This is a genomic window from Micromonospora sp. WMMA2032 (assembly GCF_002688545.1).
In the GTDB taxonomy this organism is placed as follows: Bacteria; Actinomycetota; Actinomycetes; order Mycobacteriales; family Micromonosporaceae; genus Micromonospora; species Micromonospora sediminicola.
In genome coordinates this window covers 1,425,049-1,451,053 of record NZ_CP024052.1, presented here as the reverse complement: position 1 = coordinate 1,451,053, position 26,005 = coordinate 1,425,049, and the positions used below count along the sequence as shown (strand labels likewise).

The window sequence follows — 26,005 nt, the reverse complement described above, 5'->3', positions numbered from 1 at the left end:
CAGATGGCGGAGCAGTTGGTGTCCGCGTTCGAGTCCTCACTGGACAAGACGAACGTGATCCTCAAGGAGATCGAGTCGGCGTACGGCTGGCCGCCGGAGCGGCGCAACCAGTCCTACGCGGCGCTGCGCACGGTGCTGCACCTGCTGCGCGACCGGTTGCCGGTGCAGGAGAGCGCCGAGTTCGCCCAGCAGCTGCCGGTGCTGGTGCGCGGCATCTACTTCGACGGCTGGCAACCGCAGGACGTGCCGATCAAGCTCAACCGCGACGACTTCCTCTACGAGGTCCGCCAGGGCTTCCCGTACGACGTCGAGGGCGGCGCCCAGCGGGTGGTCCAGGTCGTGCTGGACACGCTGCGCCGGCACGTCACGCAGGGGGAGTGGCAGGACGTGAAGTCGACCATGCCGCGGGGCCTGGATCAGCTCATTCCCTGACCCGACCCGTCGCCGGCCCGTCCCGCCCCCTCGGCGGGGCGGGCCGGCGGCGTGCGGGAGACCGGCAGCCCGGCCCGCCGGGCCAGCCCGGCGAACGCGACCGCGTCGACGATCGCCGCGCCGCCCGGGTCGTTGTTGAGGTAGACGTACGCCGGCACGCCGTCGCCGAACGTGGCGGCCAGCCGGCGCACCCAGCCGGCCAGGGCGTCCCGGCCGTAGCGGGGCCAGGGCCGCGCCCGCCCCTCGTGCAGCCGCAGGTAGCCGAAGTCGGTGGTGCGCCACCGTGGGGTGATCGGTCGGCTCAGCCGGTCCGCCCAGACCAGCGCCGCCCGGTGGCGCTCCAGCACCCGCCGGGTCTCGTCGGTCCACCACGAGGGGTGCCGGGGCTCCACCGCCACCCGCACGTCGGTCGGGAACCGCCGCAGCACCTCCGCCAGCGCCGCCGGGTCGGCGCGCAGCGTCGGCGGGAGCTGCACCAGCACCGGCCCCAGCCGGTCGCCCAGACCGGACGCCCGGTCGAGGAACCGGGCCACCGGCTCGGCCGGATCGCGCAGCCGCTTCACGTGGGTCAGGTAGCGGCTCATCTTCACCGCCACGCAGAAGTCGCCGGGCGTGCGCTCGCGCCACGCGACGAACGTGTCCCGCTCCGGCAGCCGGTAGAAGGCGTTCAGTCCCGGTACTGCCAGCCGGACGTGCCGACCAGGATCACCGCCGTGCCCTACTGAAGATTGATCTGGAACACCTCGAACGACGCGCCGTAGCGCACGCCGAGCCGGGTTCCCGCCGGGCGGGCCATCCCCTCCAGGAACTCCTCGGCGTCGAAGCCGCCGTCACCGAGCCCGCTCAGGTACGCCCCGTGCGCCCGCAGCGAGTCCACCCCGCGCGCGAAGGTGTCCGTCACGTCCACCCCGTGGCGCGCCACCGGCGAGCCGGCCGCCCACACCTCGCGTACCCGCGACCACGGCTGCGTGCCGTCGGTGAGCTGCTCCGGGAAGATCCACCGGTTGCCGGCGTCGCGGACCGCGTCCAGCGTGGCCCGGCCGCAGGCGATGTGGTCGGCCTGGTTCAGCGCGTACGCCCCGTCCCAGGTCTCCCGGAAGTTGTTGGTGAGCACCACGTCCGGCCGGTGCCGGCGGACCGCCCCGGCGATCGCCCGGCGCAGCGGGACGCCGTATTCCAGCAGCCCGTCGGGCAGGCCGAGGAACTCGACGGCGGACACCCCCACCACGGCGGCCGAGGCACGCTGCTCCTCCTCGCGCAGCACCCGGCTGCGCTCCGGCGCCATCCCGTCGATGCCCGCCTCACCGCTGGTGAGCAGGCAGTAGACGACCTCCTTGCCCTGCCCGGTCCACCGGGCGACCGCCGCGGCGGCGCCGAACTCCAGGTCGTCCGGGTGCGCCACCACGGCCAGCGCCCGCTGCCAGTCCTCGGTCAGCGGCGTGAGCGGTTCCGGCTGCGCCACCTCGTACCTCCTCGCGCGTCTCCTCCCGCCATCCTGGCACCCGCCGGCGTCGGCCGCCTACCGGCGCGAACCGTCCGTGCGGCCGGGTCCGGGCGTCTACCGTGTGGTTAGAGAAGATCGGGCGTGGGGTACCACCCGCTGCACACGGACCCCGGAACGCGCGGGGCGGCACACCGAGGGAGCACCCATGGCATTGAACGACGACGACATCCAGACCAGCGGCGGCGGCGGCCTGGAGGGCCCGGCCGACGGCGGTGCGACCCCGGGTCAGCACGACGGTGGCGCGGACGGCGGCGCGGAGGGCCCGGCCGACGGCGGGGCCACCCCGGGTCAGCACGACGGTGGCGCGGACGGCGGCGCGGAGGGCCCGGCCGACGGCGGCGCGACCCCGGGTCAGCACGACGGCGGCGCGGACGGCAGCGCCGAGGGCCCGGCCGACGGTGGCGCGACCCCCGGCCAGCACGACGGCGGCGCCGACGGCAGCGCCTGACGCATGACCATGACGTACGTCGACCCGCCGGGTGGCCACGGCCGCCCGGCGGTTCCGCTCTCCGCCGCCGAGGCGCTGGCGCGCTGCGTCTCCGTCGAGCCGGCCAAGTTCGCCGCCGACCACTGGGGGCGCAGCCCGCTGCTGTCCCGGGCCGCCGAACTGCCCAACCCGCACGGCTTCACCGACCTGCTCGGCCCGGCCGACGCCGACGAGCTGCTCAGCCGGCGCGGCCTGCGTACCCCGTTCCTGCGCGTGGCCAAGGACGGCCAGCTCGTGCCGGCGGCGCGGTACACCGGCGGCGGTGGCGCCGGCGCCGAGATCGGCGACCAGGTCCTGGACGAGAAGGTGCTGGCGCTCTACGCCGACGGCGCCACCCTGGTGCTCCAGGGCCTGCACCGCACCTGGCCGGCGCTCGTCGACTTCACCCGCGACCTGGGCGCCGCGCTGGCGCAGCCGTTGCAGGTCAACGCCTACCTGACCCCGGCGGGCAGCCAGGGCTTCGCCACCCACTACGACACCCACGACGTCTTCGTGCTCCAGGTCGACGGGCGCAAGCACTGGCGGATCCACCCGCCCGTGCTCGTCGACCCGCTGGAGCGCCAGCCCTGGGGCGGCCGGGCCGACGAGGTCGCCGCCACCGCCGACGGCCGGCCCGCGCTGGACGTGGTGCTGGAGCCGGGGGACGCGCTCTACCTGCCGCGCGGCTGGCTGCACAGCGCGCAGGCGCAGGAGTCCAGCTCGCTGCACCTCACCGTGGGGATCCGGGCGCTGACCCGGTACGCCGTGGTGGAGGAGCTGCTCGGCCTGGCCGCCGAGGACGCCCGGCTGCGCGCCGGGCTGCCGTTCGGCCTCGACCTGGCCGACCCGGACGCGATCGAACCGGAACTGACCGAGACCGTCGAGGCGCTGCGCGACTGGCTGCTGCGCGCCGACCCGGCGGCGGTGGCCGCGCGCCTGCGGGCCCGGGTCTGGCCGGCCGCCCGGCCGGCGCCGATCCGCCCCCTCGCGCAGGCCGAGGCGCTGGCGCGACTGGACCCGGACAGCCGGGTCGCGGTCCGCGCCGGGTCACGCTGGCAGCTCACCCCCACCGGCGACGGGACCGTCGTCCTGCGCCTGTTCGACCGGACGCTCACCCTGCCCGGCACGTGCGAGCCCGCGCTGCGCGCGCTGCTGTCCGGCGAGGTGACCCGGGTCGGCGACCTGCCCGGCCTCGACGACGACGCCGACCGCCTGACCCTGACCCGTCGCCTGCTCAAGGAGGCGGCCCTGGTCCCCGCCTGACCGCGGTGATCATGAGGTTGGCGGCGTCGACGACGGCGTGTCACGCCGCCAACCTCATGATCGACGGGGCGGTCAGCGGGTGTAGGTGACCGCCAGCAGGAGCAGGGTGGTGGCCAGGCCACTGGCGGCCACCAGGATCATCGGGCGCGGGGTCAGCACCGCGTGCCGACGGTCGGCCAGCAGCCGGGCCGGCGCCAACCCGACGAGCGGGCCGAGCAGCGTCACCACCAGTGCCAGCACCGGCAGCCCGACCGCCAGGTCGCCGCCCGAACCGGCCCCCAGCGCCCGCGCCCCGAGCCCCAGCAGGAACGCCACCAACGCGCCGCCGACGCCGCACGCGATCAGCAGCGGGTTCACCGAGCCGGGCAGCTCACCCGGCTGGCCGGTCCGCGCCAGCAGTTCCCGCACGCCGCGCAGCAGCGGCACCGGGTCACCGGCGGCGTCCCGGGCCGGCCCGGGGGGATCCCCCAGGCGGCGCACGCCGAGCCGGGCGCGCAGCTGCCCCCACAGGTGGGTGACCTCGCCGTCCACCCGGTCGACCATCCGCCGCGCCTCGGCGACCTCCGCCTGGGCCTGCCGGACCTGCTCGGCCGCGTCGGCCACCGCCCGGTCGGCGGCGGCCACCTGCTCGGCGTACCAGGTGTGCGCCTCGGCCCGCTGGGCGGACACCCGGGCGGTCAGCTCGGCGAGCCGGCGGATCTGCGCGCTGTACGTCTCACTGGAGACCGGTTCGTTCATCGGGTGGGACCATAAGGGATGATCACCTGTCCGGTGCGGTGCACCGCGCGGTCGAAGTAGAGACCGCGCCACGGCCGGGGATACCAGTCCGGGCCGCCGCTGCCCGGGTAGAGCGAGGCGCTCAGCTCACCGCCCTGCACGTCCAGCGCCACCCAGGCGCCGATCTGGTCCGTGCGCGCGCCGGCGCCGCCCAGGTCGGCCCGCATCCGCGCCACGCCCCGCCACCAGGCCAGCACGTGGGTGCGCCGCTCCGGGCCGTCGTGCAGGATCCGGCGCAGCTGCTCCAGGCCGGTCCGGGTGCCGGCCTTGCCGGCCAGCGCGCCGGCCGCCGCGTCCACCGCGAACAGCAGCAGGAAGTGCGGCGTCCGCGCGGCGCCCGGCGCGCCCAGCCCGTCGCCGACCTCGGCCATCAGCTCGGCGACGGTCTCCTCGTCGTACCAGGACGCGTCGCCGGCCAGGTCCTCGTACAGCGCGCGGGCGGCCGGGTCGGCGTCCGGGTCGAGGCAGGCGATGGAGAACCGGGCGGTGCCGGGGCGGTACTGGCGGGCCAGCGAGCGGGCGGCGGCGTCGAGCACCGCGCACGCCTCGTCCACCCGGGTGCCCAGCACGGCCAGGTTCCGCCCGGGGGCCCGGGGCAGCCGCAGCGCCGCCGACCGGGACTGTACGTCGATGATCTCGCCGAGCAGCGCCACCGGGTTGCGGGGCACCCCCTGCTCGGGCGCGGTCAGGGCGCGGAAGTCCGGCGCCTCGGTCAGCCTCGGGATGGCGTCGCCGTCGAAGAGCCGGGCCGGCGAGGCGTCCTGCGGGCGCATCCGCCACAGCCGGTGCTGCAACTCGCTCCACGTCTCCCAGTCGCTGGCCGACGGGATCCGGGCCACCTCGTTCCCCTCGGCCAGCCCCGACTCGGCGTTGACCACCGCGTGGTGGCGGGGCAGCGACTGCGCCGCGTCGTTGCGCTCGGCCAGGATGCGCAACGCCTTCGGCAGCGCGATCCGCAGCGTGAACTGGGCGACCAGGGCGGGGCGGCCCCACAGCGCCTCGATGCCGCGTACGTCCTGCGAGGCGAGCACCAGATGGATGCCCTGCGAGCGGCCCCGGCGGGCCAGGTCCTCCAGCAGGTCGGCGGCCTCCCGGGCGACCACGTCCCGGCCGGCGAGCAGCGCCTGGAACTCGTCGACCACGGCGACGATCCGCGGCCAGTGGCCGGTCGGGTCGACCGCGCGCAGCTCGGCCAGCTTGGTGACCTCGTGTTTCTTCGCCGCGTCGGCCCGCCGGCGCAGCTCCTCGGCGAGGAAGCGCAACAGGGCCAGGCCGAACTCCCGGTCGGTGTTGACGTTGATCCCGACCAGCCGCATGTGCGGCAGCCAGCTCGGGTCCCGTCGCCCCTGGGCGAACCGGGCGAAGGACACCCCCTCCTTGAAGTCGAGCAGATAGAACTCCAGCTCGGCGGGGGAGTAGCGGGCGGCGAGCGCGCCGATCCAGGCGAAGATCAGGTTGGTCTTGCCGGTGCCGGACGGGCCGCCGATCAACGCGTGCGGCGGGTAGTCGCCGAGGGTGAGCAGGACCGGCCGCCCGTGCGGGCCCTCACCGATCGGCGCGCTGAGCCCGTGCGCCGAGTCCTCCCGCCAGTAGTCGTCCGGCGGGGGGAGCAGGTCGGTGAAGGGCGTCGGCGGCGGCCCGGCGGCGACCCGGGAGGCGACCGCGCGGCAGGTCTCGGTGACCAGCGCCGCCGGGGGCGGGGCGTCGAGCACCACCGGCAGCCCGGCGATCCGGGCGTCGTCCGGGTCGACCACGATCCGGGTGACGGTCCGGTCGTCGGGCAGGTCGATGCCCCGGACCACCAGGTGCACGCCGCACGCGGCGCCGGTGCGGACCACCCGGTCGAGCTGGCCGCGTTCGTGGCGGGACAGCTCGTCGCCGCCGAGCAGCACCGCCACCCGCCACGGCTCCGGGCGCCGACCGGTGGCGGCGGCCAGCTCCCGCAGCGAGGCGTACTCCCCGGCGAGCACCGTCGCGTTGATCCGGCGGATCTGCTCCACCAGGTCGTCGAGCAGCCGACTCAGGCCCCCCGGGCCGACGAAGGTGAGCAGGCCGGCGGTGCCGAGCGGGGCGAACCCGGCCAGCCCGCCGCCCAGGTGCTCCGGGTCGTAGCCGTGCAGCCGCACCCCGCCCGGGTCGGCGCGGCCGACCGCGCGCAGCAGCAGCGCGGGCACCACCGCGGCGAGCCCGGCCGGATCGCCGCCGGCCAGGTGCACGTGCCCGGCGTCGAGCAGCGGGACCAGCGCCGGCACCGGGTCCGCGCCGGTGAGGCGTACCGTGCCGATCCGGACCGCGCCGGGCGGCTCGGCGCGCCCGGCGGGCGTCGGCTGCCACCGGTCCCACGGGGCGGACGCCGCTCCGGGTGCCTCCCGCCCGGCCGCGGCGGCGGCGCGGCGGGCCAGCTCGGCCAGGCGGGCGGTGTGCCGGGCGTCGATCTCGGCGAGCCGCCGGTCGCGCGCCGCGCCCACCCGGTCGGGCACGGCCGCGGCGGCGCGGCGGGTCCGGGCCAGCCGGTCCCGCCCGGCGGCCAGCTCGGCCTCGGCGGCGGTGAGCCGGGTCCGGGTGGCGCCCAGGGCGTCGGAGAGCATCCCCCGGACCCGCGTCACCAGTTGCGCGCGGACGTCAGCCACGGGACGGCTCCGGTTCGTCGGTGTCCTTGGGCAGGTCCCGGCCGAGCCGGTCGAGCAGCACGCCGGTGAGCACGCCGGCGGTGACCGCCGGGTCGGCCGCGTGCGGCTGCTCCTGGCCGTCGTCGCGGCGCGGCGGGGGCATCCGGCAGACCCGGGTGAGCAGCGTGTCCAGCACCGGCGGCGGCAGCCCCGGCAGCAGGTCGCGGACCCGCCCGTCCAGCTCGCGCCGCAGCCGGGCCAGGTCGTCGGACCGGGGCGGGTGGCCGAGCAGCTCGCCGGCCAGGTCACGCAGCATCGGCGGGGCGATCGCGGCCAGTCCCAGCCCCACGTCGGCGTGCGCCCGGCGCAGCTCCCGGTGCAGCCGGTCCCGGTCGCCGGAGCGGATCCCGACGACCACCCGGCGCAGCAGCTCGCGGGAGTCGTCGACCCGCTCGTCCGGCTCGTCCGGGGCGCCCTCGCGCCCGCCGGTCAGCTCCGCCACCCGGACCGCCCACCAGCGCCGCACGGCCGGCGGCTCGGCCGGCTCCGCGCCCGCGCCGGGCGCCGGCGGCGCCGTGCCGCGCGGCGCGTCGTGCCGGGGCCGCCGCTCACCCGGCGGCGCCGGCGGCGCGCCGTCGGCGGCCAGCCCGATCGCGGCCAGGTACGCGGTGAGCTGCTCCTGCGCCACGCGCAGCGCGTAGCCGGCGGTCTCCGCGTGCTCGGTCGCGGAGGTCAGCTCCGGGACCCCCATCGGGTCGGCCGACTCCTGGCGCACCCAGCGCAGCCGTTCCTCGGCCTGGCCCAGCTTCTCCAGGGCGACGGCGAGCTGGCCCAGCGGCAGCTCCTCGGCGGCGGCGCGGACCTGCGCGCCGATGTCCTCGACGATGGACACGTCCGGCCCTCAGAGCGTCGCGACGTAGAGCTGTGCCTGCTCCACCGCCACCAGCGTCGCGGCGAGGCACTCCTCCAGCTCCTGGCTGGCCTGGGTCAGCGACGACTGGGCCGCCTCGACCGTCTCGTGGCCGCTGCCCTCCAGCGCGCCGGCCAGGGTCTGCTGCGCCTCGGCCAGCTTCTCGCCGGCCGCCTGCACCGCTGTCTGCCCGTCACCGATCTGCTGGAGAGCGACATCGATGGCGGCCTTCAGCTCGGCGACGCTCGCCACGGGGACCTCCTGGGGGCAAGGGAGATCTCCATTACAACTCATCCCGACGGGTGGACGAACATCCACCCTCGCGCCGTTCCTGCCCGAGTGTCCGATTGGGGCCCTGACGTGCGCGAAGACCGCGTCGGGGCGGGGCGTCCGGTCCCGTCGGCGGACGCGCGGGTCCCGACGCCGGGACCGGCGGTGGCGGTCAGCGGCCGAGCCAGCGCGGCCCGCGCACCTCCGCGCCGAGCGCGCTCACCCGCGCGCGCAGCTCCCGGTCGGCGGTGACCACCACCCGCCGGCGCTCCGGCGCGGCGGCCACCAGCTCGACCACCGTGTCGTCGCCGGAACCGGGCGCGGACACCACGTCGACCCCGTCCGTCGGGCCCACGTGCCGGGCCGCGCCCTCCACCACCAGCACCACCTGCACCGGGGGTGGCAGCTCCGGCGGCACCCCGGCGCCGGCCAGCGGCGCCAGCGCGTCGCGCAGCCGCGCCGCCGCGCCGGCCCGGTCCCGCCACCAGCCGTCCGGGCGCGAGCCCACCACGTTCGCGCCGTCCACGACCAGCAGCGGTCTGCTCTCCATGACCCCAGCCTGCCATCCGGTCGCGTTTGTCGCGCCGACCGCCGGGTAGCCACCGCCGACCGTGCCGCGCCCTGTCGCGTCCCGGCCGTGCCGACCGACTGCGGAGGACGAAGATGATGGGACCCGGTGACTTCGGCAACGACCCGTGGGACGAGTTCCTGGCCCGCTACTTCGGGCGGGGCGAGGGGGGACGCCGACCGGCCCACCGGGTGGACATCACCCGCCTGATGACCGCCGACGCGCGGGAGATGCTGGCCGACGCGGCCCGGCGGGCCGCCCAGAAGCACAGCAACGACCTGGACACCGACCACCTGCTCTGGGCGGCGTTGCAGCGCGAGCCGCTGCGGGACCTGGTCCGCCGCGCCGGCGCCGACCCGGACGCGCTGGTGAACGCGCTCGGCGGGCGCGGCGAGGGCGCGCCCGGCGGCGACGTGCCGCCGAACCTGTCGCTCACCCCGGCGGCCAAGCGGGCGCTGCTGGACGCCCACCAGCTCTCCCGGGCCATGGGCGCGAACTACATCGGGCCCGAGCACATCCTGATGGCCCTGCCGCTGAACCCCGAGTCGCCGGCCGGCCGGATGCTCGCCGCCGGCCGGATCCAGCCCGAGTCGTTGCAGGCGGCCAGCGCCGAACGCGGCGCGGCCAACGGCCCCCGCCCGGACCGGGGCACCCCCACGCTCGACCAGTACGGGCAGGACCTCACCGAGCTGGCCCGGATGGACCAGATCGACCCGGTGATCGGCCGCGCCGACGAGATCGAGCAGGCGGTGGAGATCCTGTCCCGGCGGACCAAGAACAACCCGGTGCTCATCGGCGAGGCCGGGGTCGGCAAGACCGCGATCGTCGAGGGGCTGGCCGAGCGGATCTGCGACGGCGACGTGCCGCAGACGCTGATCGGCAAGCGCGTCATCCAGCTCGACCTGGCCGGCCTGGTGGCCGGCACCCGCTACCGGGGCGACTTCGAGGAACGCCTGAAGAAGGTCATCGACGAGATCCGCGCCCACCGGGACGAGCTGATCATCTTCCTGGACGAGATCCACACCCTGGTCGGCGCCGGGGGCGCCGGCAGCGAGGGCGGGATGGACGCGTCCAACATGCTCAAACCGGCGCTCGCCCGCGGGGAGCTGCGGGTGATCGGCGCGACCACGCTGGACGAGTACCGGCGCAGCATCGAGAAGGACGCCGCGCTGGCCCGGCGGTTCCAGCCGGTGCTGGTGCCCGAGCCGACCGTCGAGGACACCGTGGCCATCCTGCGCGGCCTGCGCGACCGCTACGAGGCCCACCACCAGGTCCGGTTCACCGACGAGGCGCTGGTCGCCGCCGGGGAGCTGTCCGACCGGTACGTCACCGACCGGTTCCTGCCGGACAAGGCGATCGACCTGATCGACCAGGCCGGCGCCCGGGTCCGGCTGCGCACCCGCACCCCCGCCTCCGACGTGCGCGAGCTGGAGCAGCAGCTCGACGAGGTACGCCGGGACAAGGAGCAGGCCGTCTCCGACGAGCAGTACGAGCGGGCCTCCTCGCTGCGCGACCGGCTCGCCGAGCTGGAGGACCAGATCCGCCGCGCCCGGGGCGACGAGGGACCCAACCACGTGCCCGAGGTCGGGCCGAAGGAGATCGCCGAGGTGGTCTCCCGGGCCACCGGCATCCCGGTCAACCAGCTCACCGAGGAGGAACGCGACCGGTTGCTGCGCCTGGAGGGGCACCTGCACGAGAAGGTGATCGGGCAGGACGACGCGGTCAGCGCGGTGGCCGAGGCGGTGCGCCGCTCCCGTACCGGCCTGGCCGACCCGAACCGGCCGATGGGCAGCTTCCTGTTCCTCGGCCCCACCGGCGTCGGCAAGACCGAGCTGGCCCGCGCGCTCGCCGAGGCGCTGTTCGGCGAGGCGGACCGGATGGTCCGGGTGGACATGAGCGAGTTCCAGGAGCGGCACACGGTCAGCCGGCTGGTGGGCGCCCCGCCCGGGTACGTCGGCTACGAGGAGGCCGGTCAGCTCACCGAGGCGGTCCGCCGCCGCCCGTACGCGGTGGTGCTGCTGGACGAGATCGAGAAGGCGCACCCGGATGTGTTCAACATCCTGCTCCAGGTGCTCGACGACGGCCGGCTCACCGACAGCCAGGGCCGGACGGTGAACTTCAAGAACACCGTGCTGATCATGACGAGCAACCTCGGTTCGGAGCTGATCACCGGCACCCAGCGCACCGTCGGCTTCGCCACCGGCGAGCCCGGCGAGCAGGAGTCCACGGAGCTGCGGGAGCGGCTGATGCGCCGGTTGCAGGAGAACTTCCGGCCGGAGTTCCTCAACCGGATCGACGAGATCATCATCTTCCAGCGCCTGGAGGCCGAGCAGCTGCGCCAGATCACCGGCCTGCTGCTGGAGGAGACCCGCCGCCGGATGCACGCCCAGGACATCCAGGTCGAGTTCTCCACCGCCGGCGTCGACTGGCTCGCCGAGCACGGCTACCAGCCGGAGTTCGGCGCCCGCCCGCTGCGCCGGGTGATCCAGCGCGAGGTCGACAACCGGCTGTCCCGGATGCTGCTGGAGAACGAGATCTCGCCGGGGCAGAAGGTCACCGTGGACGCCCGGGACGACCGGCTCGTCTTCGAGGTGTCCGCCGGCGAGCGCGGCTACACGGCCGCCACCACGTCCCACCCCCGGTGAGGGGGGACGGCCCATCCCCGACGGGCCGGCGCGGCCCGTCGCCGACGGATCGGAGGGCGGACATGACCGAGCCCGAGGAGACCCGGGAGGACACCGCGGCCGGCGAACCGATCACGGTGGCCCCGACGGCCAACCCGTCCCGGGTCCGGGTGCCGCCGGAGGGACTGACCCAGCAGAGACCGGAGGGCGAGGGCGAGCCGGAGGTGTCCGGGCCGTCGCCGGGAGAGGAGGCGTGATGGTACGCGAGGCGCGACTCGACCCCGAGGTCGAGGTGATCTGGGACGACTTCCACGCCGAGGTGAACGTCCCCTCCGAGCAGCTGCGGCAGTGGCTGCTGACCCGCGGGTCGGGGGAGGAGGCGTTCGGCCCGGACCCGGACCTGGACCTGCCCGAACCGGGCCGGCAGATCCTCGCCGTGCTGCGCAAGCGCAAGGTGGACCTGACGCCGGAGGACATCGAGGTGATGCGCGACGCGATCACCCGGATCCGGGAACTCAGCGAGCAGAAGCCGCGCCGGGGCAACGCCGACGACGAGTGGCGGCACGCGCTTCTCGACCTGGGTCACGACGTGCTGGTCGAACGCTGAGCGGATGTGGCGGTGCCCGGGCGGACGACCGCCCGGGCACCGGCGTCTACTCCGACTCCAGGCTGGGCAGCAGGAGGCCGGCCGCGTCGGCCGCGGCCTGCCGGTCCGCGCGGGCCCGCTCCTCGCGGCTGAGCAGGTTGGCGTACTCGGTGACGTCGGCCGGGTCCGGCACCTCCGGCAGCCGGCGCAGGAACGCCTCCACGTCGGCGGCGGCGGCGGTGTGCGCGGTGGCCGCCTGGCGCAGCAGCTCCCGCTCGTCGGCGGCCGGATACAGATCAGTCATGCCGGCGGTGATACCCGCGTTCAGGCGGTTCGCACCCCGCCCGCCCCGGTCGGCTGCACCCCGAAGTCCGGATGGGCCAGCAGCCAGGTCAGATAGTCCGGATGGTGGGCCAGCGCGTCGGTGTACGCCGCCACCGCGCTCTCCAGCACCGGCTCGGCCACCGCCGCGGCGGGCGCGTCCGGGTGCCACCCGAGCAGCAGCCGCCAGCGCAGCGGCGTACCGGCCAGCCGGCGGGTGACCAGGCCGGCTACCGGCCGGAAGGTGGCCTGGCACAGCGCCACCGCCTCGCCCGCGTCCACCAGGTCCAGGGCGGCCCGCACGTCCGCCTCGTAGACCTTGCGCGGGGTGAAACCGGCGCGGGAGCAGGCGGCGGCGAAGCAGTCGCCGAAGCAGCCGTCGCCCGGCGCCGCCACCCACTGCTCCCGGCGCAGGTCGACCAGGTCGATCTCGCACCGGTCGGCCAGCGGGTGGGTCTGCGGCAGCAGCACGAAGACCGGGTCGACGGCCACCTCCCGCCAGCTCAACCCGAACGTCGCCGACGGCGCCGCGTCACCGCACACGCCGGTCAACGCGAAGTCGAGCCGCCCGCCGGCGACCATCTGGGCGAGTTCGTCCACCGACCAGGAGGCGTAGGTGGTGATCTGCACGTCGCGACGCTCGGCGGCGAGCCGGTGCACCAGGCGGCCCAGGATCGGGCTGTTCACCCCGCCGAACCGGTAACGGCGCAGCGGATCACCCGCGCCGGCCAGCCGCGCCGCCTCGTCCTGCAGGCCCTTCATCGCCGGCAGCAGCACCCGGGCCCGGTCCAGCACCAGCTCGCCCAGCGCGGTGGGTCGGGCGCCGCGCCGGTCCCGCTCGAACAGCGGCCCGCCGAGCGCCCGCTCGATCCGCTGGAGCTGGGCGGTCAGCGCCGGCTGGGCCAGGCCGAGCGTGGAGGCGGCTTTGGTGACGCTTCCCGTCTCCGCGATCGCGCAGACCACACGCAGGTGTCGCAGCTCCAGATTCATAGGGTGACGGTAGGACCACGAACCGGTGTGCGGAAGGGGCGATCGGCTCAGGCGTCGCGGCGGTGCTCCAGGTCGGCCAGCCGGGTACGCCGACCGCTCACCGCGTCGCGCACCTTGTCCAGCACGCCCACCGCCGGCTCGACGATCTTGTTCCAGGGCGGGGTGGCCGGCGTACCCGGGTGCGGCCGGGTCGGCGCGGCCTCCTCGGCGATCTCCCACCGGTTGCCCAGCCGGATCAGCTCGGCGTCGCTGGCCACCTCGCGCAGCGGCGTGACCAGGGCGGCGACCCGGCTGACGTGCCGGCGTACCCGCTCGGCCACCTCGGCGACCGTCGGGTCGTCCGGACCGGACAGTGCCTTCAACGCGGTGAGCAGGGCGGCGTCGGCCTCGATCTCCCGCGCGACCAGCTCCGCGCTTTCCGGCACCGCGGCGCGGGCCGCCGGGAACAGGTACTGCTCCTCGGCGGACAGGTGCCGGGACACCGCGGCGGTGAGCACGTCGAGCACGGCGCGGCGGCCAGCCGGGTCCAGCGTCGGATCGGTGACCTGGTCGGCCAGCCCGAGCAGCGCGCGGTGCTCGGCGTCCACGAGGTCGGCCAGGCTCCGCCCACCCGGCCGGTACGCGTCGTCGGCGGCCGGCGGCAACGGCGGCAGGGGGACGGTCATGGTGCCCTCCTCGGGACGGGGAATCGATGTTCGGCGTTACCCGGTCGCGCGTGGCGCGAAACCGGCGCGCACCGCGCCGGCCGTCGGGTCCCGCCCGGCTGGTATAAGGAAGCGATGACGACCTCCGCCCGACCCGAGCCCACCGACGAGGTCGTGGACCTCTGCCGCGACCTGCTGCGCATCGACACCACCAACACCGGGGACAACGACACCAGCGCGGGGGAGCGGCGCGCCGCGGAGTACGTCGCGGAGAAGCTCGCCGAGGTCGGTGTGGACGCCGAGATCCACGAGTCCGCGCCCGGGCGGGCCAACCTGGTCGCCCGGATCGCCGGCACCGAGCCCGGGCGGGACGCGCTGCTGGTGCACGGCCACCTCGACGTGGTGCCCGCCGACCCCGACGAGTGGTCGGTGCACCCGTTCTCCGGCGAGATCCGCGACGGCTACCTGTGGGGCCGGGGCGCGATCGACATGAAGGACTTCGACGCCATGGTGCTGGCCGTGGTGCGTGACTGGCAGCGCACCGGCGTCCGCCCCCGGCGCGACGTGGTGCTCGCCTTCACCGCCGACGAGGAGGCCGGCAGCGACTACGGCGCGCACTTCCTGACCCAGCGGCACCGCGGGCTCTTCGACGGCTGCACCGAGGCGATCGGCGAGGTCGGCGGTTTCTCCTACTCCGTCGACGAGCAGCGCCGGCTCTACCTGATCGAGACCGCCGAGAAGGGCATCGACTGGCTGCGCCTGCACGCCAGGGGTCGGCCCGGCCACGGCTCGATGGTGCACGACGACAACGCGGTGACCGCGCTCGCCGAGGCGGTCGCCCGGATCGGCCGGCACCGCTTCCCGGTGGTGATGACCGACACCGTGCGGGCGTTCCTGGCCGAGGTCTCCGACGTCCTCGGCATCGAGATCGACCCGGACGACCCGGAGACGGCGATCGCGAAGCTCGGCCCGATCGCCAACATCATCGGCGCCACGATCCGCAACACCGCCAACCCGACCCGGCTCGCCGCCGGCTACAAGGACAACGTCATCCCCGGCCGGGCCACCGCCACCATCGACTGCCGCAGCCTGCCCGGGCAGAGCGAGGAGCTGGAGCGGCAGCTGCGCGAGCTGGTCGGGCCGGACATCGCCATCGAGTACGTCCAGCGCCAGCCGGCGCTGGAGACCACGTTCGACGGCGACCTGGTGGCGCAGATGTCGGCCGCGCTGCGCGCCGAGGACCCGGGCGCCCACCCGGTGCCGTACATGCTCTCCGGCGGCACCGACGCCAAGGCGTTCTCCCAGCTCGGCATCCGCTGCTTCGGCTTCGCGCCGCTGCGGCTGCCCGCCGATCTCAATTTCTCCGGCCTGTTCCACGGCATCGACGAGCGGGTTCCGCTGGACGGACTACAGTTCGGCGTGCGGGTTCTCGACCGCTTCCTCCGCAACTGCTGACCGCGCCCACCGCGGCGCCGCCGGCGCGGAACCTCCCCCCATCGCGAAGGGACTGCCTCACATGACCGACCAGCACGGTGAGCTGGACGCCGCCCTCGAGCGCGTGATCGACGCCGCCCGCGCCCACCTGGCCGCCGTCCGGGCCGCCCAGGGCCGGATCGACGACGACGCCGTCTGGCAGGCGTACGTGGCGTTGAACAACGCCTCGTTCGCCTACGACGAGCAGCTGCTCGACGCGTTCGGCGAGGTGACGCCCTGGGACGTGGAGTCGATCGACCCGGACGAGGCGGACGAGCGCTTCGGCGCCGTCGAGGGTGGCGAGCCCACCGACCCGCACCCGCGGGTGATCTCGGTGCGGCAGCGCCGCGACTACCGGGTGCCCAGCGTCGCCGCGCTGCTGCGGGCGGCCGAGGCGGCCCGCCGGGAGGGCACCCCGGAGGAGGACGAGCCGGCGCCGGTCGAGGGCGTCGGCGAGGCGGTGCTGGAGCTGCTGCAGAGCGGCGACGGCTCGCTGTCCGCGCTCGACGTGCCGGAGCTGGAGCCGCTCGACGGCGTGGTCATGGTCAGCGAGGTCGGCACCCCGGTCGACCTGGAGTCGTTCGACGACGACGACCCGGTCGGCCCGTTCCAGCCGGCCGCCGACGACCGGCTGGTCGGCCGGCTCGACGAGCACCCGTTCCTGGAACTCGACGAGGAGCACGACCACGCCCACTAGGCCGTGGCCGTCCCGGGGCCGCACCGCGCGGCGCGGCCCCGGGACGACGCCGACGTCAGTACGACAGGCCCGGCTGCGGCTGGTTCACCCGGCGGCGCCGCAACAGCACCTGCCGCGTGCCGTCCCGGTAGAGCTGCACCCGGGCCAACTCCCAGCCGGAGAACTCCGCCTGGATCGCCAGCTGCGCCGCGGCGGTCAGCCGATCGACGTTCGACGGCAACCGCAGCGGCGCGTATTCGTAGTCCATGCCCCCTATGCTGCCCAGCTCGCGGGCCCTCCGCCACCCCCTGACGGTGACCCGGGCCGCACCGGTGCGGGCACCCGCCGCACGCCGCATCGGCGGGTCGCCGGTCAGCCGTCGCGCTCGGGGTAGCCCACCGGCACGGCCGAGACGTCGTCCAGCGCGGTGACGATCTCGTCCGGCAGCGTCACCCGCTCCACCTGCAGCGCGCCGAGCAGCTGCCCGACCGTGCGGGCGCCGAGGATCGGCGCGGTCACCCCCGGCCGGTCCCGGACCCAGGCCAGCGCTACCTCCAGCGGCGACACGCCGAGGCCGCCGGCCGCGATCGCCACCGCCTCCACGATGCTGGAGCAGCGCGGCTCCAGGTAGGTGGCCACGAAGCGCTCGAAGTGCGGCGACACCGCGCGGGAGTCCGCCGGGCGGCCGTTGCGGTACTTGCCGGTGAGCACCCCCCGACCCAGCGGCGACCAGGGCAGCACGCCCAGCCCCATCCCGGCGCAGGCCGGCAGCACCTCACGCTCGACGCCGCGCTCCAGCAGCGAGTACTCCACCTGCGCGGCGACCACCGGGGCGCGCCCCGGCCAGGCGGCCTGCCAGGCGGCGGCGCGGGCGGTCTGCCAGCCGGAGAAGTTCGACACGCCGACGTACCGGGCCTTCCCGCTGGACACGGCGTGGTCCAACGCGGTGAGCGTCTCCTCCAGCGGCGTGTCCGGGTCGTACCCGTGGACCTGCCACAGGTCGACGTGGTCGGTGCCGAGACGGCGCAGCGAGGCGTCCAGCGTCCGCAGCAGGTGCCCGCGCGACCCGTCGCGGCGGCGGCCGCTGCCCGGGCGCAGCCCGGCCTTGGTGGCGATGAGCAGCTCGTCGCGGTCCACCAGGCTGCCCAGCAGGGAGCCGATCACCGACTCGGCGTCGCCGTCGGCGTACACGTCGGCGGTGTCGACGAGGTTGCCGCCCGCGTCGAGGTAGCTCTTCAGCTGGGCGGCCGCGTCGTCGGCGTCGGTGTCCCGTCCCCAGGTCATGGTGCCGAGCGCGAGCCGCGAAACCGCCAGCCCGCTTCGGCCGAGCGGTCGCTGTTGCATGCGTGAACCTTATTTCGAACCCGGCGTCACGGATATCCTCGCCGCAGTCAACTTCCCGCGCGACCTCGGACCGGTGTGACGTGTTCGGGGCGAGCCGGTGGTCGGGGGTGCCACCCTCATTGCGTAACCTGATGCGACCTGTGGTGCGGACGGTGGGAGGACCAGTGCGACTCGGGCTCAGCCTCGGATACCAGACGGCGTGGAGCACGCCGGCCGACCACCTGGCGCTCGCCCAGGAGGCGGACCGTCTCGGCTACTCGGTGGTGTGGGCCGCCGAGGCCTACGGCTCCGACTCGCCGAGCATGCTGGCCTGGATGGCGGGGCAGACCGAACGGATCGACGTCGGGTCCGCGGTCATGCAGATCCCGGCCCGTACGCCGGCGATGACCGCGATGACCGCCGCGACCATCGACGCCCTCTCCGGCGGCCGGTTCCGCCTCGGCCTGGGCGTCTCCGGCCCGCAGGTCTCCGAGGGCTGGCACGGCGTCCGGTTCGCCAAGCCGCTGGCCCGCACCCGGGAGTACGTCGACATCGTCAAGCTCGCGGTGGCCCGCAAGGAGGTCGCGTACGACGGCGAGCACTACACGCTGCCGCTGCCCGACGGGCCGGGCAAGGCGCTGCGGCTGGGCTTCCACCCGCCGCGCGAGCACATCCCGATCTACCTGGCCGCCGTCGGCCCGAAGAACCTGGAACTGGCCGGTGAGATCGCCGACGGCTGGCTGGCCGTCTTCTACGCCCCCGAGTTCGCCGAGGAGCAGCTCGCCTCCGTCCGGGCCGGTCGGGCCAGGGCCGGCAAGGAGCTGGCCGGCTTCGACGTGGTCCCGTCCGTGCCGGTGGTGGTCGGTGACGACATCGCCACCTGCGCCGAGCTGGTCCGCTGGTACGCCGCGCTCTACGTGGGCGGCATGGGCAGCCGGCAGCAGAACTTCTACAACCAGCTCGCCACCCGGATGGGCTACGGCGACGCGGCCCGCGAGGTGCAGGACCTCTACCTGGCCAAGCGGCAGCGCGACGCCGCCGCCGCGGTGCCGATGGAGTTCATCGACCGCACCTCGCTGCTCGGCCCGAAGGAGCGCATCGCCGAGCGGATGCGGGAGTACGCCGCCGCCGGCGTCACCACCCTGTCGGTGACGCTGTTCGTGGCCGACCGGGACAGCGGCGTGCAGACGCTGCGCACCGTCGCCGAGGCCCTCGACCTGTCCGGGGTCGGCGAGTGACCTGGGTCGAGGCCATCGTCCTGGGCATCGTCCAGGGGCTCACCGAGTTCCTGCCGGTGTCGTCGTCGGGGCACCTGCGGATCACCTCGGCGATCTTCTTCGGCCGGGACGCGGGCGCGTCGTTCACCGCGGTGACCCAGCTCGGCACCGAGGCCGCCGTGCTCATCTACTTCTTCAAGGACATCTGGCGGATCGTCCGCACCTGGTGCCTCGGCCTGGTCGACCGCTCGGTGCGCTCCAGCCTCGACTACCGGATGGGCTGGTACGTCATCATCGGCACCATCCCGATCGGCATCTTCGGGCTGCTCTTCAAGGACCAGATCCGCACCGCCGGTCGTGACCTGCGGTTGGTGTCGACCACGCTGATCCTCGGCGCGATCGCGCTGGCCTTCGCGGAGTACTGGGGCCGGCAGACCCGTACGCTGGAGAACTTCCGGATGCGCGACGGAGTGGTGATGGGCTTCGCCCAGGCCGCGGCGCTCATCCCGGGTGTGTCCCGCTCCGGCGGCACCCTCACCGCCGGCCTGCTGCTCAACCTCACCCGGGAGACCGCGGCCCGGTACTCGTTCCTGCTGGCCATTCCCGCCGTGGTGATCTCCGGCCTGTTCAGCCTGCCGGACGTGTTCGAACCCTCCGCGCCGGGCACCGCCGCGCCGAGCGTGGCGCAGATGGTGGTCGCGACGGTCATCGCGTTCGCCATCGGATACGCGGCCATCGCCTGGCTGCTGCGCTACGTCGCCCACCACACGCTGTACGTCTTCGTGCTCTACCGGGTGGCGCTCGGCAGTCTGCTCATCTGCCTGCTGGCCACCGGCACCATCAGCGCCACCTGAGGGCGCCCGGACACGACGAAGGCCGGCACCCCGCTCGGGGTGCCGGCCTTCGTGGTCGGTCTCACGCGTTCCAGTGCTGGGCGACGATGTCGGCGGCCTGCTGCTCCCACTGGGCGTAGTGGTCGGGGTAGGCCGAGACCTGGACGGTCTGCGCGGCGACGGTCAGCGGCATGTCCTGCCAGCCGTCGACCTGCTTGAGGGCCTTGAGGAAGGCCGTGGTCGAGTACTCGGGGTCGGTGATCTGCTCGACCGTGCCCCAACCGCTGGACGGGCGCTGCTGGAACAGGCCCTGGGAGTCGTGGTCGTTGCGGTCGCCGAGGTGCCCGAGGTTCTCCAGCTTCGACTCCTGCAGGGCGGTGGCGATCGAGATGACCGCGGCGCGCTCGTCCATGCCGGCCTTCTTCGTGGCGGCGATGATCGCCTCGGCGTTGGCGGTCTGCTCGTCGGTGAGGTCGATGTGGGACTGGGCGCCCTGCACGCCGTGCGGGATCAGCGTCGCGGTGTCGAGGCGGCTCTGCACGGCCACGGCGCTCTCGCGCGGCGCGGGGGTGCCGTCGGAGTGGTTGAGCGGGCCGGCGGCGAGGCCACCGGCGACGGTCAGACCGGCGATACCGAGGATGCTCTTGCGCAGCATGGTGTTCATGGGGGCTCCGTTCGGGGGTCGACGCGCCCGGGGGGTGGGCACGCGAGCAGCCGTCAGGCGCTCAGAGAAGTCTTCGGGGGAAGGATCCGACCGACTCACCGGGCCGGGGGCCTCGTGGTGGCGGCGGAACCCTGTGCAACGACCGGCGACCCGCCGTCATTCCGCGGGGTGGTGGGCGTTTCCGCTGCTCAGCCGTACACCCCGTACAACGCCTCGGCCCGCGGACCCATTCCGCCCGGCCGGTGTCCCCGACCACCCCGAACCGGACACGCCGCCCAGTCCCGACGGGATCCCGGTTCCCGTGATGCGGGACGAATGTCCCATCTTTGGCGTGCTGTGCGGTCTGCGAAGTGTGGGGGCGCCCGTCGCCGTGGCGGGGGACGGGGGCCGGGGTGGCACCGCCTAGGGTGGTCAGCGTGGCGACCCTTCTGCTTCTGCGACACGGCCGGACCACCGCGAACGCCGACGGCGGCCTGGCCGGCCGGCAACCGGTCGAACTGGACGACACCGGGCGGGCCCAGGCCACGGCGGTCGGCGGACGGCTCGCCGGGCTGCCGCTCGCGGCGGTGGTGAGCAGTCCGCTGATCCGGTGCCGACAGACCCTCGACCTGGCGTTGCCCGGCGTCGAGCCGACGGTCGAGGACGGGTTGATCGAGTGCGGCTACGGCGCCTGGGAGGGGCAGTCGCTGAAGAAGCTGGCGAAGGAGCCGCTCTGGCCGGTGGTCCAGCAGCACCCGAGCGCCGCGGCCTTCCCCGAGGGCGAGTCGATGGCGGCGATGTCCGCGCGCGCGGTCGCCGCGGTGCGGGCGTGGGACGCGCGGGTCACCGCCGAGCACGGGCCCGAGGCGGTCTGGCTGGCGTGCAGCCACGGCGACGTGATCAAGGCGATCGTGGCGGACGCGCTCGGCGTACACCTGGATCTCTTTCAGCGGATCGTGGCCGACCCGGCGTCGGTGACGGCGATCCGCTACACGCCGCTGCGGCCGTTCCTGGTCCGGCTCAACGACACCGGCGGCGACCTGTCGTCGCTGGTCCCGCCGCGCCGGCGGCGTCGGCGGACGGCCCGGCCCGCCACCTCGGACGCGGCGGTCGGCGGCGGCGCCGGGGCGGCCGGGTGAGCCGGAGGCGGCGGGACCGGGCGCGACCGGGGCGTTGCGCTCTGGGCGGATTCGGCGTCGGTGGGCTGCGCGGTGCTTCCGCGCGCCGGATAGGGTCGTGGGTATGACGCACCAGGTGCACGCCTTCGAGCCGCCGGAGCGGTTCGTCGCCGGAACGGTCGGCCCGCCGGGGGAGCGTACGTTCTTCCTCCAGGCGCGGGGCGGCGGCCGGCTGGTCAGCGTCGCGCTGGAGAAGGTCCAGGTGTCGCTGCTCGCCGAGAAGCTCGAGGAACTGCTCTCCGAGGCGCAACGCCGGTTCGGCGTGCAGCTGCCGGAGGCGGCCCCGCCGGTGGGCGGCGACAACGAGCCGCTGGACACCCCGGTCGACGAGGAGTTCCGGGTCGGCACGCTGGGGTTGGCCTTCGACGTGGACACCGCCACCGTGGTGATCGAGGCGATCGCCGTCGGTGAGGCCGAGGTCGAGGTCGAGTTGGGCGACGCGGACGACGACGTCGAGGACGAGCCGGAGGAGCCGGACGACGACCTCGACCGGCTCCGGGTGCGGCTGACGCCCGAGGCGACCCGCGAGTTCATCGAACGGGCCAAGCGTGTGGTCAACGCCGGCCGGCCCCCCTGCCCGCTCTGCGGGCAGCCGCTCGACCCGGCCGGTCACCTCTGCCCCCGGCACAACGGCTATCACCGGTGACCTCGTCGGAACTGCAGCCCCGCCAGGACGGCGCCGAGGCGCTGCGGTTGCTCGCCGACGGTGAGCTGACCCTGGAGGGGCGGCTGGTCGACGCCTCCAACGCCACGCTGCGCGGTGTCCTCGCCCTCGGCGGGCTCACCGCCCACTGCGTCTACAAGCCGGTACGCGGTGAGCGCCCGCTCTGGGACTTCCCGGACGGCACGCTCGCCGGCCGGGAGGTCGCCGCCTACCTGGTCTCGCACGCCACCGGATGGGACCTGGTGCCGCCGACCGTGCTGCGCGACGGCCCTTTCGGGCCCGGCTCGTGCCAGCTCTGGATCGACGAGCCGTCCGACGCCGAGCCGCTGGTCGGATTCGTCCCGGCCGAGTCGGTGCCGCCGCGCTGGTTCCCGATCGCCGCGGCCCGCGACGACGACGGGACGCCGTACGCGCTGGCGCACGCCGACGATCCCCGGCTGGCCCGGCTGGCCGTCCTCGACGCGGTGATCAACAACGCCGACCGCAAGGGCGGCCACGTGCTCGTCGGGCCGGACGACCGGATCTACGGCGTCGACCACGGCGTGACCTTCCACGCCGAGGAGAAGCTGCGCACGGTGCTCTGGGGCTGGGCCGGCCGCCAATTGCCGCCGGACGCGGTCGAGATGCTCGACGGCCTCACCGGTCAGCTCGGCGGCGCGTTGGGCGAGGAGTTGTCCGAGCACCTCACCATCGGCGAGGTGACGGCGCTGGCCGCCCGGGTGCGGCGGTTGCGCGACACCGGCCGCTTCCCGCAGCCGCCGGAGGAGTGGCCGGCGATGCCCTGGCCGCCGATGTGAGCCGCTGTCGCGTTGATCACCCGTGGGCCGGCTCCTGAGCGTCCGCGCGGTCGTTAGGCTGGCGTTATGGAGTCTTGGGTAGGGCACGAGGTGCCACGGCTGCCAGGTGAGGCCGCACCGCTGAGGTTGTACGACTCGGCGCGACAGGGGCCCCACGTCAGCCGGCCCGACAGCGCCGCCTCGATGTACGTCTGCGGCATCACCCCGTACGACGCCACCCACCTCGGGCACGCCGCCACCATGATCACGTTCGACCTGGTGCAGCGGATGTGGCGCGACGCCGGCCTGACCGTGAGCTACGTGCAGAACGTCACCGACATCGACGATCCGCTGCTGGAGCGGGCCGAGCGCGACGGTGAGGACTGGAAGGTCCTGGCCATGCGGGAGACCGCGTTGTTCCGCGAGGACATGGAGGCGTTGCGGATCATCCCGCCGGCGCACTACGTGGGCGCGGTCGAGTCCATCCCGGACATCGCCGAGAAGGTGCTCGTGCTGCTCAAGGACGGCGCGGCGTACCGGCTCGACGACGGCACCGGCGACGTCTACTTCGACATCTCCGCCGCCCCGGAGTTCGGCTACGAGTCGAACCTGTCCCGCGAGCAGATGCTGGAGATCTTCCCGGAGCGCGGTGGCGACCCGGACCGCCCCGGCAAGCGGGACCCGCTCGACCCGCTGCTGTGGCGCGGCGCCCGCGAGGGCGAGCCGTCCTGGCCCGGCGGCGACCTGGGCGCCGGCCGCCCCGGCTGGCACATCGAGTGCGCGGTCATCGCACTCAACCTGCTCGGCGACCGGATCGACGTGCAGGGCGGCGGCAACGACCTGCTCTTCCCGCACCACGAGTGCTCCGCGGCGCACGCCGAGCGGCTGACCGGCGAGGCGCCGTTCGCCGACCACTACGTGCACGCCGGCATGATCGGCCTGGACGGCGAGAAGATGTCGAAGTCCAAGGGCAACCTGGTCTTCGTGTCGCGGCTGCGGGCCGACCGGGTCGACCCGATGGCGGTGCGCCTGGCGCTGATCAGCGGCCACTACCGCAGCGACCGCTCCTGGACCGACGAGCTGCTCGTCGAGGCGCAGGAGCGGCTGGGTCGGTGGCGGCGGGCCGCCGCCGCGCCGGCCGGACCGTCGGGCGCGGCGCTGCTGGCCGGGGTACGCGAGCGCCTCGCCGACGACCTGGACACGCCGGGCGCCCTGGCGGTGGCCGACGCCTGGGCCGCCCAGACCCTCGCCGGCGTGGCCGACGACAAGGACGCCCCGAGGCTGTTCGCCGACACCGTCGACGCCCTGCTCGGCATCCGGCTGTAAGGAAGGGCCCCTTCTTAACGCCTGCGGTAGAGGAGGGGCCCCCGCTTAACACCTGCCGATCGCGCGCCGGTCCGGCTGTCGTCGGGGTGCCGCGGTGGCGGATCAGCCCAGCACGAGGCCGGGGTCCGGGTCCTGCTCGGGCGCCGGGGCGGGAATCCTGTACTCCTCGGTGAGCGTGGTCATCGGGCCGGGCCAGGTGGCCTGGGCGACCTCGATCGGCTTGTGCCGCTCGTCGAAGGCGACGTGAAGCAGGTGCAGCACCGGCGTGTCCGGGCGGATCTGCAGGATCTCCGCCTCCTCCCGGCTGGGCTGCCGGGCGCTGATCGTGTCCGTCGCGGTGACGTACCGGCGGCCGGTGGCCTCCTCGGCCTCCTGGTAGAGCGGCCGGCCGAACGCCTCGGCGCGTTCCAGCGAGGTGCCGGCGGTGTCGGCGGGCAGGAACCAGGACGCGCCGACCTCGACCGGGGAGTCGTCCGTGCGGACCAGGTGCCGCCGGCAGAGCAGGTCGGTGCCGTCGGCGACGCCGAACGCGTCGGCCACCTCCGCCGGGGCGGGGGAGCGGCCGACCGAGACCAGTTGCTGGCGGTACCGCGCGGCCAGGTCGGTGTGGTAGCCGCGGAAGCCGCCGTACCGGCCCCGGGCCAGGCGGTTGAGGCGGCGCCGGGTGCCCCGGACGTACGTACCCGAGCCGGGTTTGGTGATCAGGACGCCCTCGACCCGCAGCTGGTCGACGGCGCGCTGCACGGTCTGCTTGGCCACGCCGAACATCTCGGCGATGGCCGGGATGGACGGCAGCCGCTCGCCCGGCGCCCAGTCGCCGCGGCGCACCTGCGCCTTGAGCTGCGCGGCGATCTGCCGGTGCGGGAACTCGGCCGCGCCCGGGTTGATCTGCATGCCCGCCTCCTCAGAACAGCTAGGTTCCTAGGATGCCTTAGAGGGTGTGACCGCGCCACCCCGGACACGAAGAAGCCGGGCCCCGACAGGAGGGCCCGGCTTCGACGGAAAGAGCTACCAGGAGCCCGCGGTCGGGCCGGCGGAACCGCCGCGGCGGCGCAGGTACTTCTCGAACTCCTGGGCGATCTCGTCCCCGGTCAACGGGGTGATGCCGGCGTCGCCGACCCGTTCCTCCAGCTCCCGCACGTACTCACCGAGCTCGGCGTCCTGCTCGGCGGCGCTGCGCACCCGCTGCTCCCACTCGGCGGCCTCCTCGGCCAGGTCGGCCATCGGCACCGGCAGGTCGAGCACCTCCTCGACCCGGTGCAGAAGCGCGAGCGTCGCCTTCGGGCAGGGCGGGTTGTTGGCGTAGTGCGGCACGTGCACCCAGAACGACACGGCGTCGACCTCGGCCCGGGTGCAGGCGTCGTGCAGCACGCCGACGATGCCGGTCGGGCCGTCGTACCGGGTCGGGGTGAGCTGGTATCGCTTGGCCGCGTCGGCGTCCGACGCGCTGCCGCTGATCGGCAGCGGCCGGGTGTACGGCACGTCGGCCAGCAACGCGCCGAGCAGCACCACCCGCTCGACCTCCAGGCTGTGGCAGATCTCCAGCACCTGCTCGCAGAAGGTGCGCCAACGCATGCTCGGCTCGATGCCCCGGATCAGCACCACGTCGCGCTCGGTGCCGTCCGGGCTGGCCACCATGAAGCGGGTGGTCGGCCACTCGACCCGGCGCGTCTCCCCGTCGGCCATGGTGATGGTCGGCCGGCTGACCTGGAAGTCGTAGAAGTCCTCCGGGTCCAGCTCGGTGACCTGCCGGGCCTGCCAGACCTGCTCCAGATGCTCCACGGCGGCGGTCGAGGCGTCCGCGGCGTCGTTCCAGCCCTCGAAGGCCGCGATGGCGACCGGGGAGCGCAGAACCGGCAGCCCGTCGAACTCGGTCACGCCGTCACCTCACCCTGCTCGTCGGGAGCGGCGCCGCGTGATCGACCCGTCGCG

29 protein-coding genes are annotated in these 26,005 nt (G+C 74.8%); 14 read left to right on the top strand and 15 right to left on the bottom strand.

Features of this window, described 5'->3' with window-relative positions; genetic code table 11:
* The first annotated feature begins 3 nt into the window (after window positions 1–3).
* Window positions 4–432, top strand: a complete 429-nt coding sequence (locus CO540_RS06035) for a DUF2267 domain-containing protein (protein ID WP_091575313.1) — start codon at window positions 4–6, stop codon at window positions 430–432.
* Here the strand turns inward: CO540_RS06035 and CO540_RS06030 are convergent.
* Window positions 417–1,085, bottom strand: a complete 669-nt coding sequence (locus CO540_RS06030) for a DUF72 domain-containing protein (RefSeq protein WP_253866704.1) — start codon at window positions 1,083–1,085, stop codon at window positions 417–419. The genes CO540_RS06035 and CO540_RS06030 overlap by 16 nt on opposite strands.
* A gap of 65 nt (window positions 1,086–1,150) precedes the next feature.
* Complete coding sequence (locus CO540_RS06025; protein WP_099161258.1) at window positions 1,151–1,894, bottom strand: PIG-L deacetylase family protein; 744 nt, start codon at window positions 1,892–1,894, stop codon at window positions 1,151–1,153.
* A gap of 187 nt (window positions 1,895–2,081) precedes the next feature.
* Between CO540_RS06025 and CO540_RS06020 the strand changes: the two genes are divergently transcribed.
* Both CO540_RS06020 and CO540_RS06015 read left to right on the top strand, forming a co-directional pair.
* Window positions 2,082–2,384, top strand: coding sequence for a hypothetical protein (locus tag CO540_RS06020; protein WP_099161257.1), 303 nt, complete (start codon window positions 2,082–2,084; stop codon window positions 2,382–2,384).
* 9 nt (window positions 2,385–2,393) lie between these two features.
* Entirely contained in the window at window positions 2,394–3,665 is a 1,272-nt protein-coding gene (locus CO540_RS06015; RefSeq protein ID WP_172967989.1) for a cupin domain-containing protein, read from the top strand.
* Window positions 3,666–3,737: 72 nt separating this feature from the next.
* On the opposite strand, the gene CO540_RS06010 is transcribed toward CO540_RS06015, so the two are convergent.
* The 5 genes from CO540_RS06010 to CO540_RS05990 form a co-directional block, all read right to left on the bottom strand.
* Window positions 3,738–4,403, bottom strand: coding sequence for a hypothetical protein (locus CO540_RS06010; RefSeq protein ID WP_099161255.1), 666 nt, complete (start codon window positions 4,401–4,403; stop codon window positions 3,738–3,740).
* Window positions 4,400–7,072 carry an FtsK/SpoIIIE domain-containing protein gene (locus CO540_RS06005; protein ID WP_099161254.1) on the bottom strand — a complete coding sequence of 891 codons (2,673 nt, stop codon included), beginning with the start codon at window positions 7,070–7,072 and terminating at the stop codon, window positions 4,400–4,402. Before CO540_RS06005 ends, CO540_RS06010 begins: the two co-directional genes overlap by 4 nt.
* Window positions 7,065–7,943, bottom strand: a complete 879-nt coding sequence (locus CO540_RS06000) for a hypothetical protein (RefSeq protein WP_099161253.1) — start codon at window positions 7,941–7,943, stop codon at window positions 7,065–7,067. Before CO540_RS06000 ends, CO540_RS06005 begins: the two co-directional genes overlap by 8 nt.
* 9 nt (window positions 7,944–7,952) lie before the next feature.
* On the bottom strand, window positions 7,953–8,213 hold the full coding sequence (locus CO540_RS05995; RefSeq protein WP_091575295.1) for a hypothetical protein: 261 nt from the start codon (window positions 8,211–8,213) through the stop codon (window positions 7,953–7,955).
* Window positions 8,214–8,403: 190 nt separating this feature from the next.
* Window positions 8,404–8,781, bottom strand: a complete 378-nt coding sequence (locus tag CO540_RS05990; protein WP_098745057.1) for a hypothetical protein — start codon at window positions 8,779–8,781, stop codon at window positions 8,404–8,406.
* 113 nt (window positions 8,782–8,894) lie between these two features.
* On the opposite strand from CO540_RS05990, the gene CO540_RS05985 reads away from it, so the two are divergent.
* The 3 genes from CO540_RS05985 to CO540_RS05980 all read left to right on the top strand — a co-directional run bounded on the left by CO540_RS05985 (window position 8,895) and on the right by CO540_RS05980 (window position 12,030).
* Window positions 8,895–11,444, top strand: a complete 2,550-nt coding sequence (locus tag CO540_RS05985) for an ATP-dependent Clp protease ATP-binding subunit (RefSeq protein WP_099161252.1) — start codon at window positions 8,895–8,897, stop codon at window positions 11,442–11,444.
* 62 nt (window positions 11,445–11,506) lie between these two features.
* Window positions 11,507–11,680, top strand: coding sequence for a hypothetical protein (locus CO540_RS30105; protein ID WP_157779062.1), 174 nt, complete (start codon window positions 11,507–11,509; stop codon window positions 11,678–11,680).
* Window positions 11,680–12,030 (top strand): DUF3140 domain-containing protein, encoded by a 351-nt coding sequence (locus tag CO540_RS05980; protein ID WP_091575288.1) that lies wholly within the window; start codon window positions 11,680–11,682, stop codon window positions 12,028–12,030. The genes CO540_RS30105 and CO540_RS05980 overlap by 1 nt, the downstream gene beginning before the upstream one ends.
* Window positions 12,031–12,076: 46 nt before the next feature.
* Here the strand turns inward: CO540_RS05980 and CO540_RS05975 are convergent, their stop codons facing one another.
* The 3 genes from CO540_RS05975 to CO540_RS05965 are packed head-to-tail and all read right to left on the bottom strand — an operon-like array spanning window position 12,077 to window position 13,985.
* Window positions 12,077–12,313 carry a hypothetical protein gene (locus CO540_RS05975; RefSeq protein ID WP_091575286.1) on the bottom strand — a complete coding sequence of 79 codons (237 nt, stop codon included), beginning with the start codon at window positions 12,311–12,313 and terminating at the stop codon, window positions 12,077–12,079.
* A 20-nt stretch (window positions 12,314–12,333) separates the two neighbouring features.
* Window positions 12,334–13,320 carry a LysR family transcriptional regulator gene (locus CO540_RS05970; RefSeq protein WP_099161251.1) on the bottom strand — a complete coding sequence of 329 codons (987 nt, stop codon included), beginning with the start codon at window positions 13,318–13,320 and terminating at the stop codon, window positions 12,334–12,336.
* Between the two features lie 47 nt (window positions 13,321–13,367).
* The gene (locus CO540_RS05965; RefSeq protein ID WP_099161250.1) at window positions 13,368–13,985 is read right to left on the bottom strand and encodes a hemerythrin domain-containing protein; all 618 of its coding nucleotides are present in this window, start codon (window positions 13,983–13,985) and stop codon (window positions 13,368–13,370) included.
* A gap of 114 nt (window positions 13,986–14,099) precedes the next feature.
* On the opposite strand from CO540_RS05965, the gene CO540_RS05960 reads away from it, so the two are divergent.
* On the top strand, window positions 14,100–15,419 hold the full coding sequence (locus CO540_RS05960) for a M20/M25/M40 family metallo-hydrolase (protein ID WP_099161249.1): 1,320 nt from the start codon (window positions 14,100–14,102) through the stop codon (window positions 15,417–15,419).
* A gap of 61 nt (window positions 15,420–15,480) precedes the next feature.
* Window positions 15,481–16,134 carry a hypothetical protein gene (locus tag CO540_RS05955; RefSeq protein WP_091575275.1) on the top strand — a complete coding sequence of 218 codons (654 nt, stop codon included), beginning with the start codon at window positions 15,481–15,483 and terminating at the stop codon, window positions 16,132–16,134.
* Between the two features lie 55 nt (window positions 16,135–16,189).
* Here CO540_RS05955 and CO540_RS05950 read toward each other — a convergent pair whose 3' ends face one another.
* Both CO540_RS05950 and CO540_RS05945 read right to left on the bottom strand, forming a co-directional pair.
* The gene (locus tag CO540_RS05950) at window positions 16,190–16,381 is read right to left on the bottom strand and encodes a DUF5703 family protein (protein ID WP_091575272.1); all 192 of its coding nucleotides are present in this window, start codon (window positions 16,379–16,381) and stop codon (window positions 16,190–16,192) included.
* Window positions 16,382–16,485: 104 nt separating this feature from the next.
* Complete coding sequence (locus CO540_RS05945; RefSeq protein ID WP_091575269.1) at window positions 16,486–17,457, bottom strand: aldo/keto reductase; 972 nt, start codon at window positions 17,455–17,457, stop codon at window positions 16,486–16,488.
* Between the two features lie 164 nt (window positions 17,458–17,621).
* On the opposite strand from CO540_RS05945, the gene CO540_RS05940 reads away from it, so the two are divergent.
* Both CO540_RS05940 and CO540_RS05935 read left to right on the top strand, forming a co-directional pair.
* Complete coding sequence (locus CO540_RS05940) at window positions 17,622–18,674, top strand: LLM class F420-dependent oxidoreductase (protein WP_099161248.1); 1,053 nt, start codon at window positions 17,622–17,624, stop codon at window positions 18,672–18,674.
* Window positions 18,671–19,507 (top strand): undecaprenyl-diphosphate phosphatase, encoded by an 837-nt coding sequence (locus tag CO540_RS05935; RefSeq protein WP_099161247.1) that lies wholly within the window; start codon window positions 18,671–18,673, stop codon window positions 19,505–19,507. The genes CO540_RS05940 and CO540_RS05935 overlap by 4 nt, the downstream gene beginning before the upstream one ends.
* Window positions 19,508–19,568: 61 nt before the next feature.
* Here CO540_RS05935 and CO540_RS05930 read toward each other — a convergent pair whose 3' ends face one another.
* Window positions 19,569–20,150 carry a hypothetical protein gene (locus tag CO540_RS05930; RefSeq protein ID WP_099161246.1) on the bottom strand — a complete coding sequence of 194 codons (582 nt, stop codon included), beginning with the start codon at window positions 20,148–20,150 and terminating at the stop codon, window positions 19,569–19,571.
* Between the two features lie 407 nt (window positions 20,151–20,557).
* On the opposite strand from CO540_RS05930, the gene CO540_RS05925 reads away from it, so the two are divergent.
* The 4 genes from CO540_RS05925 to mshC all read left to right on the top strand — a co-directional run bounded on the left by CO540_RS05925 (window position 20,558) and on the right by mshC (window position 24,073).
* Window positions 20,558–21,268: a histidine phosphatase family protein gene (locus CO540_RS05925; protein ID WP_099161245.1), complete on the top strand. Its 711-nt coding sequence runs from the start codon at window positions 20,558–20,560 to the stop codon at window positions 21,266–21,268.
* Between the two features lie 103 nt (window positions 21,269–21,371).
* The gene (locus tag CO540_RS05920; RefSeq protein ID WP_091575261.1) at window positions 21,372–21,953 is read left to right on the top strand and encodes a DUF3090 domain-containing protein; all 582 of its coding nucleotides are present in this window, start codon (window positions 21,372–21,374) and stop codon (window positions 21,951–21,953) included.
* Entirely contained in the window at window positions 21,950–22,768 is an 819-nt protein-coding gene (locus CO540_RS05915) for an SCO1664 family protein (protein WP_099161244.1), read from the top strand. Before CO540_RS05920 ends, CO540_RS05915 begins: the two co-directional genes overlap by 4 nt.
* 66 nt (window positions 22,769–22,834) lie before the next feature.
* Complete coding sequence (gene mshC, locus CO540_RS05910; RefSeq protein WP_099161243.1) at window positions 22,835–24,073, top strand: cysteine--1-D-myo-inosityl 2-amino-2-deoxy-alpha-D-glucopyranoside ligase; 1,239 nt, start codon at window positions 22,835–22,837, stop codon at window positions 24,071–24,073.
* Between the two features lie 102 nt (window positions 24,074–24,175).
* On the opposite strand, the gene CO540_RS05905 is transcribed toward mshC, so the two are convergent.
* Both CO540_RS05905 and CO540_RS05900 read right to left on the bottom strand, forming a co-directional pair.
* Window positions 24,176–24,967 (bottom strand): GntR family transcriptional regulator, encoded by a 792-nt coding sequence (locus CO540_RS05905; RefSeq protein ID WP_098745051.1) that lies wholly within the window; start codon window positions 24,965–24,967, stop codon window positions 24,176–24,178.
* A gap of 114 nt (window positions 24,968–25,081) precedes the next feature.
* Window positions 25,082–25,951: a PAC2 family protein gene (locus tag CO540_RS05900; protein ID WP_091575251.1), complete on the bottom strand. Its 870-nt coding sequence runs from the start codon at window positions 25,949–25,951 to the stop codon at window positions 25,082–25,084.
* Window positions 25,952–26,005 lie beyond the last annotated feature (54 nt).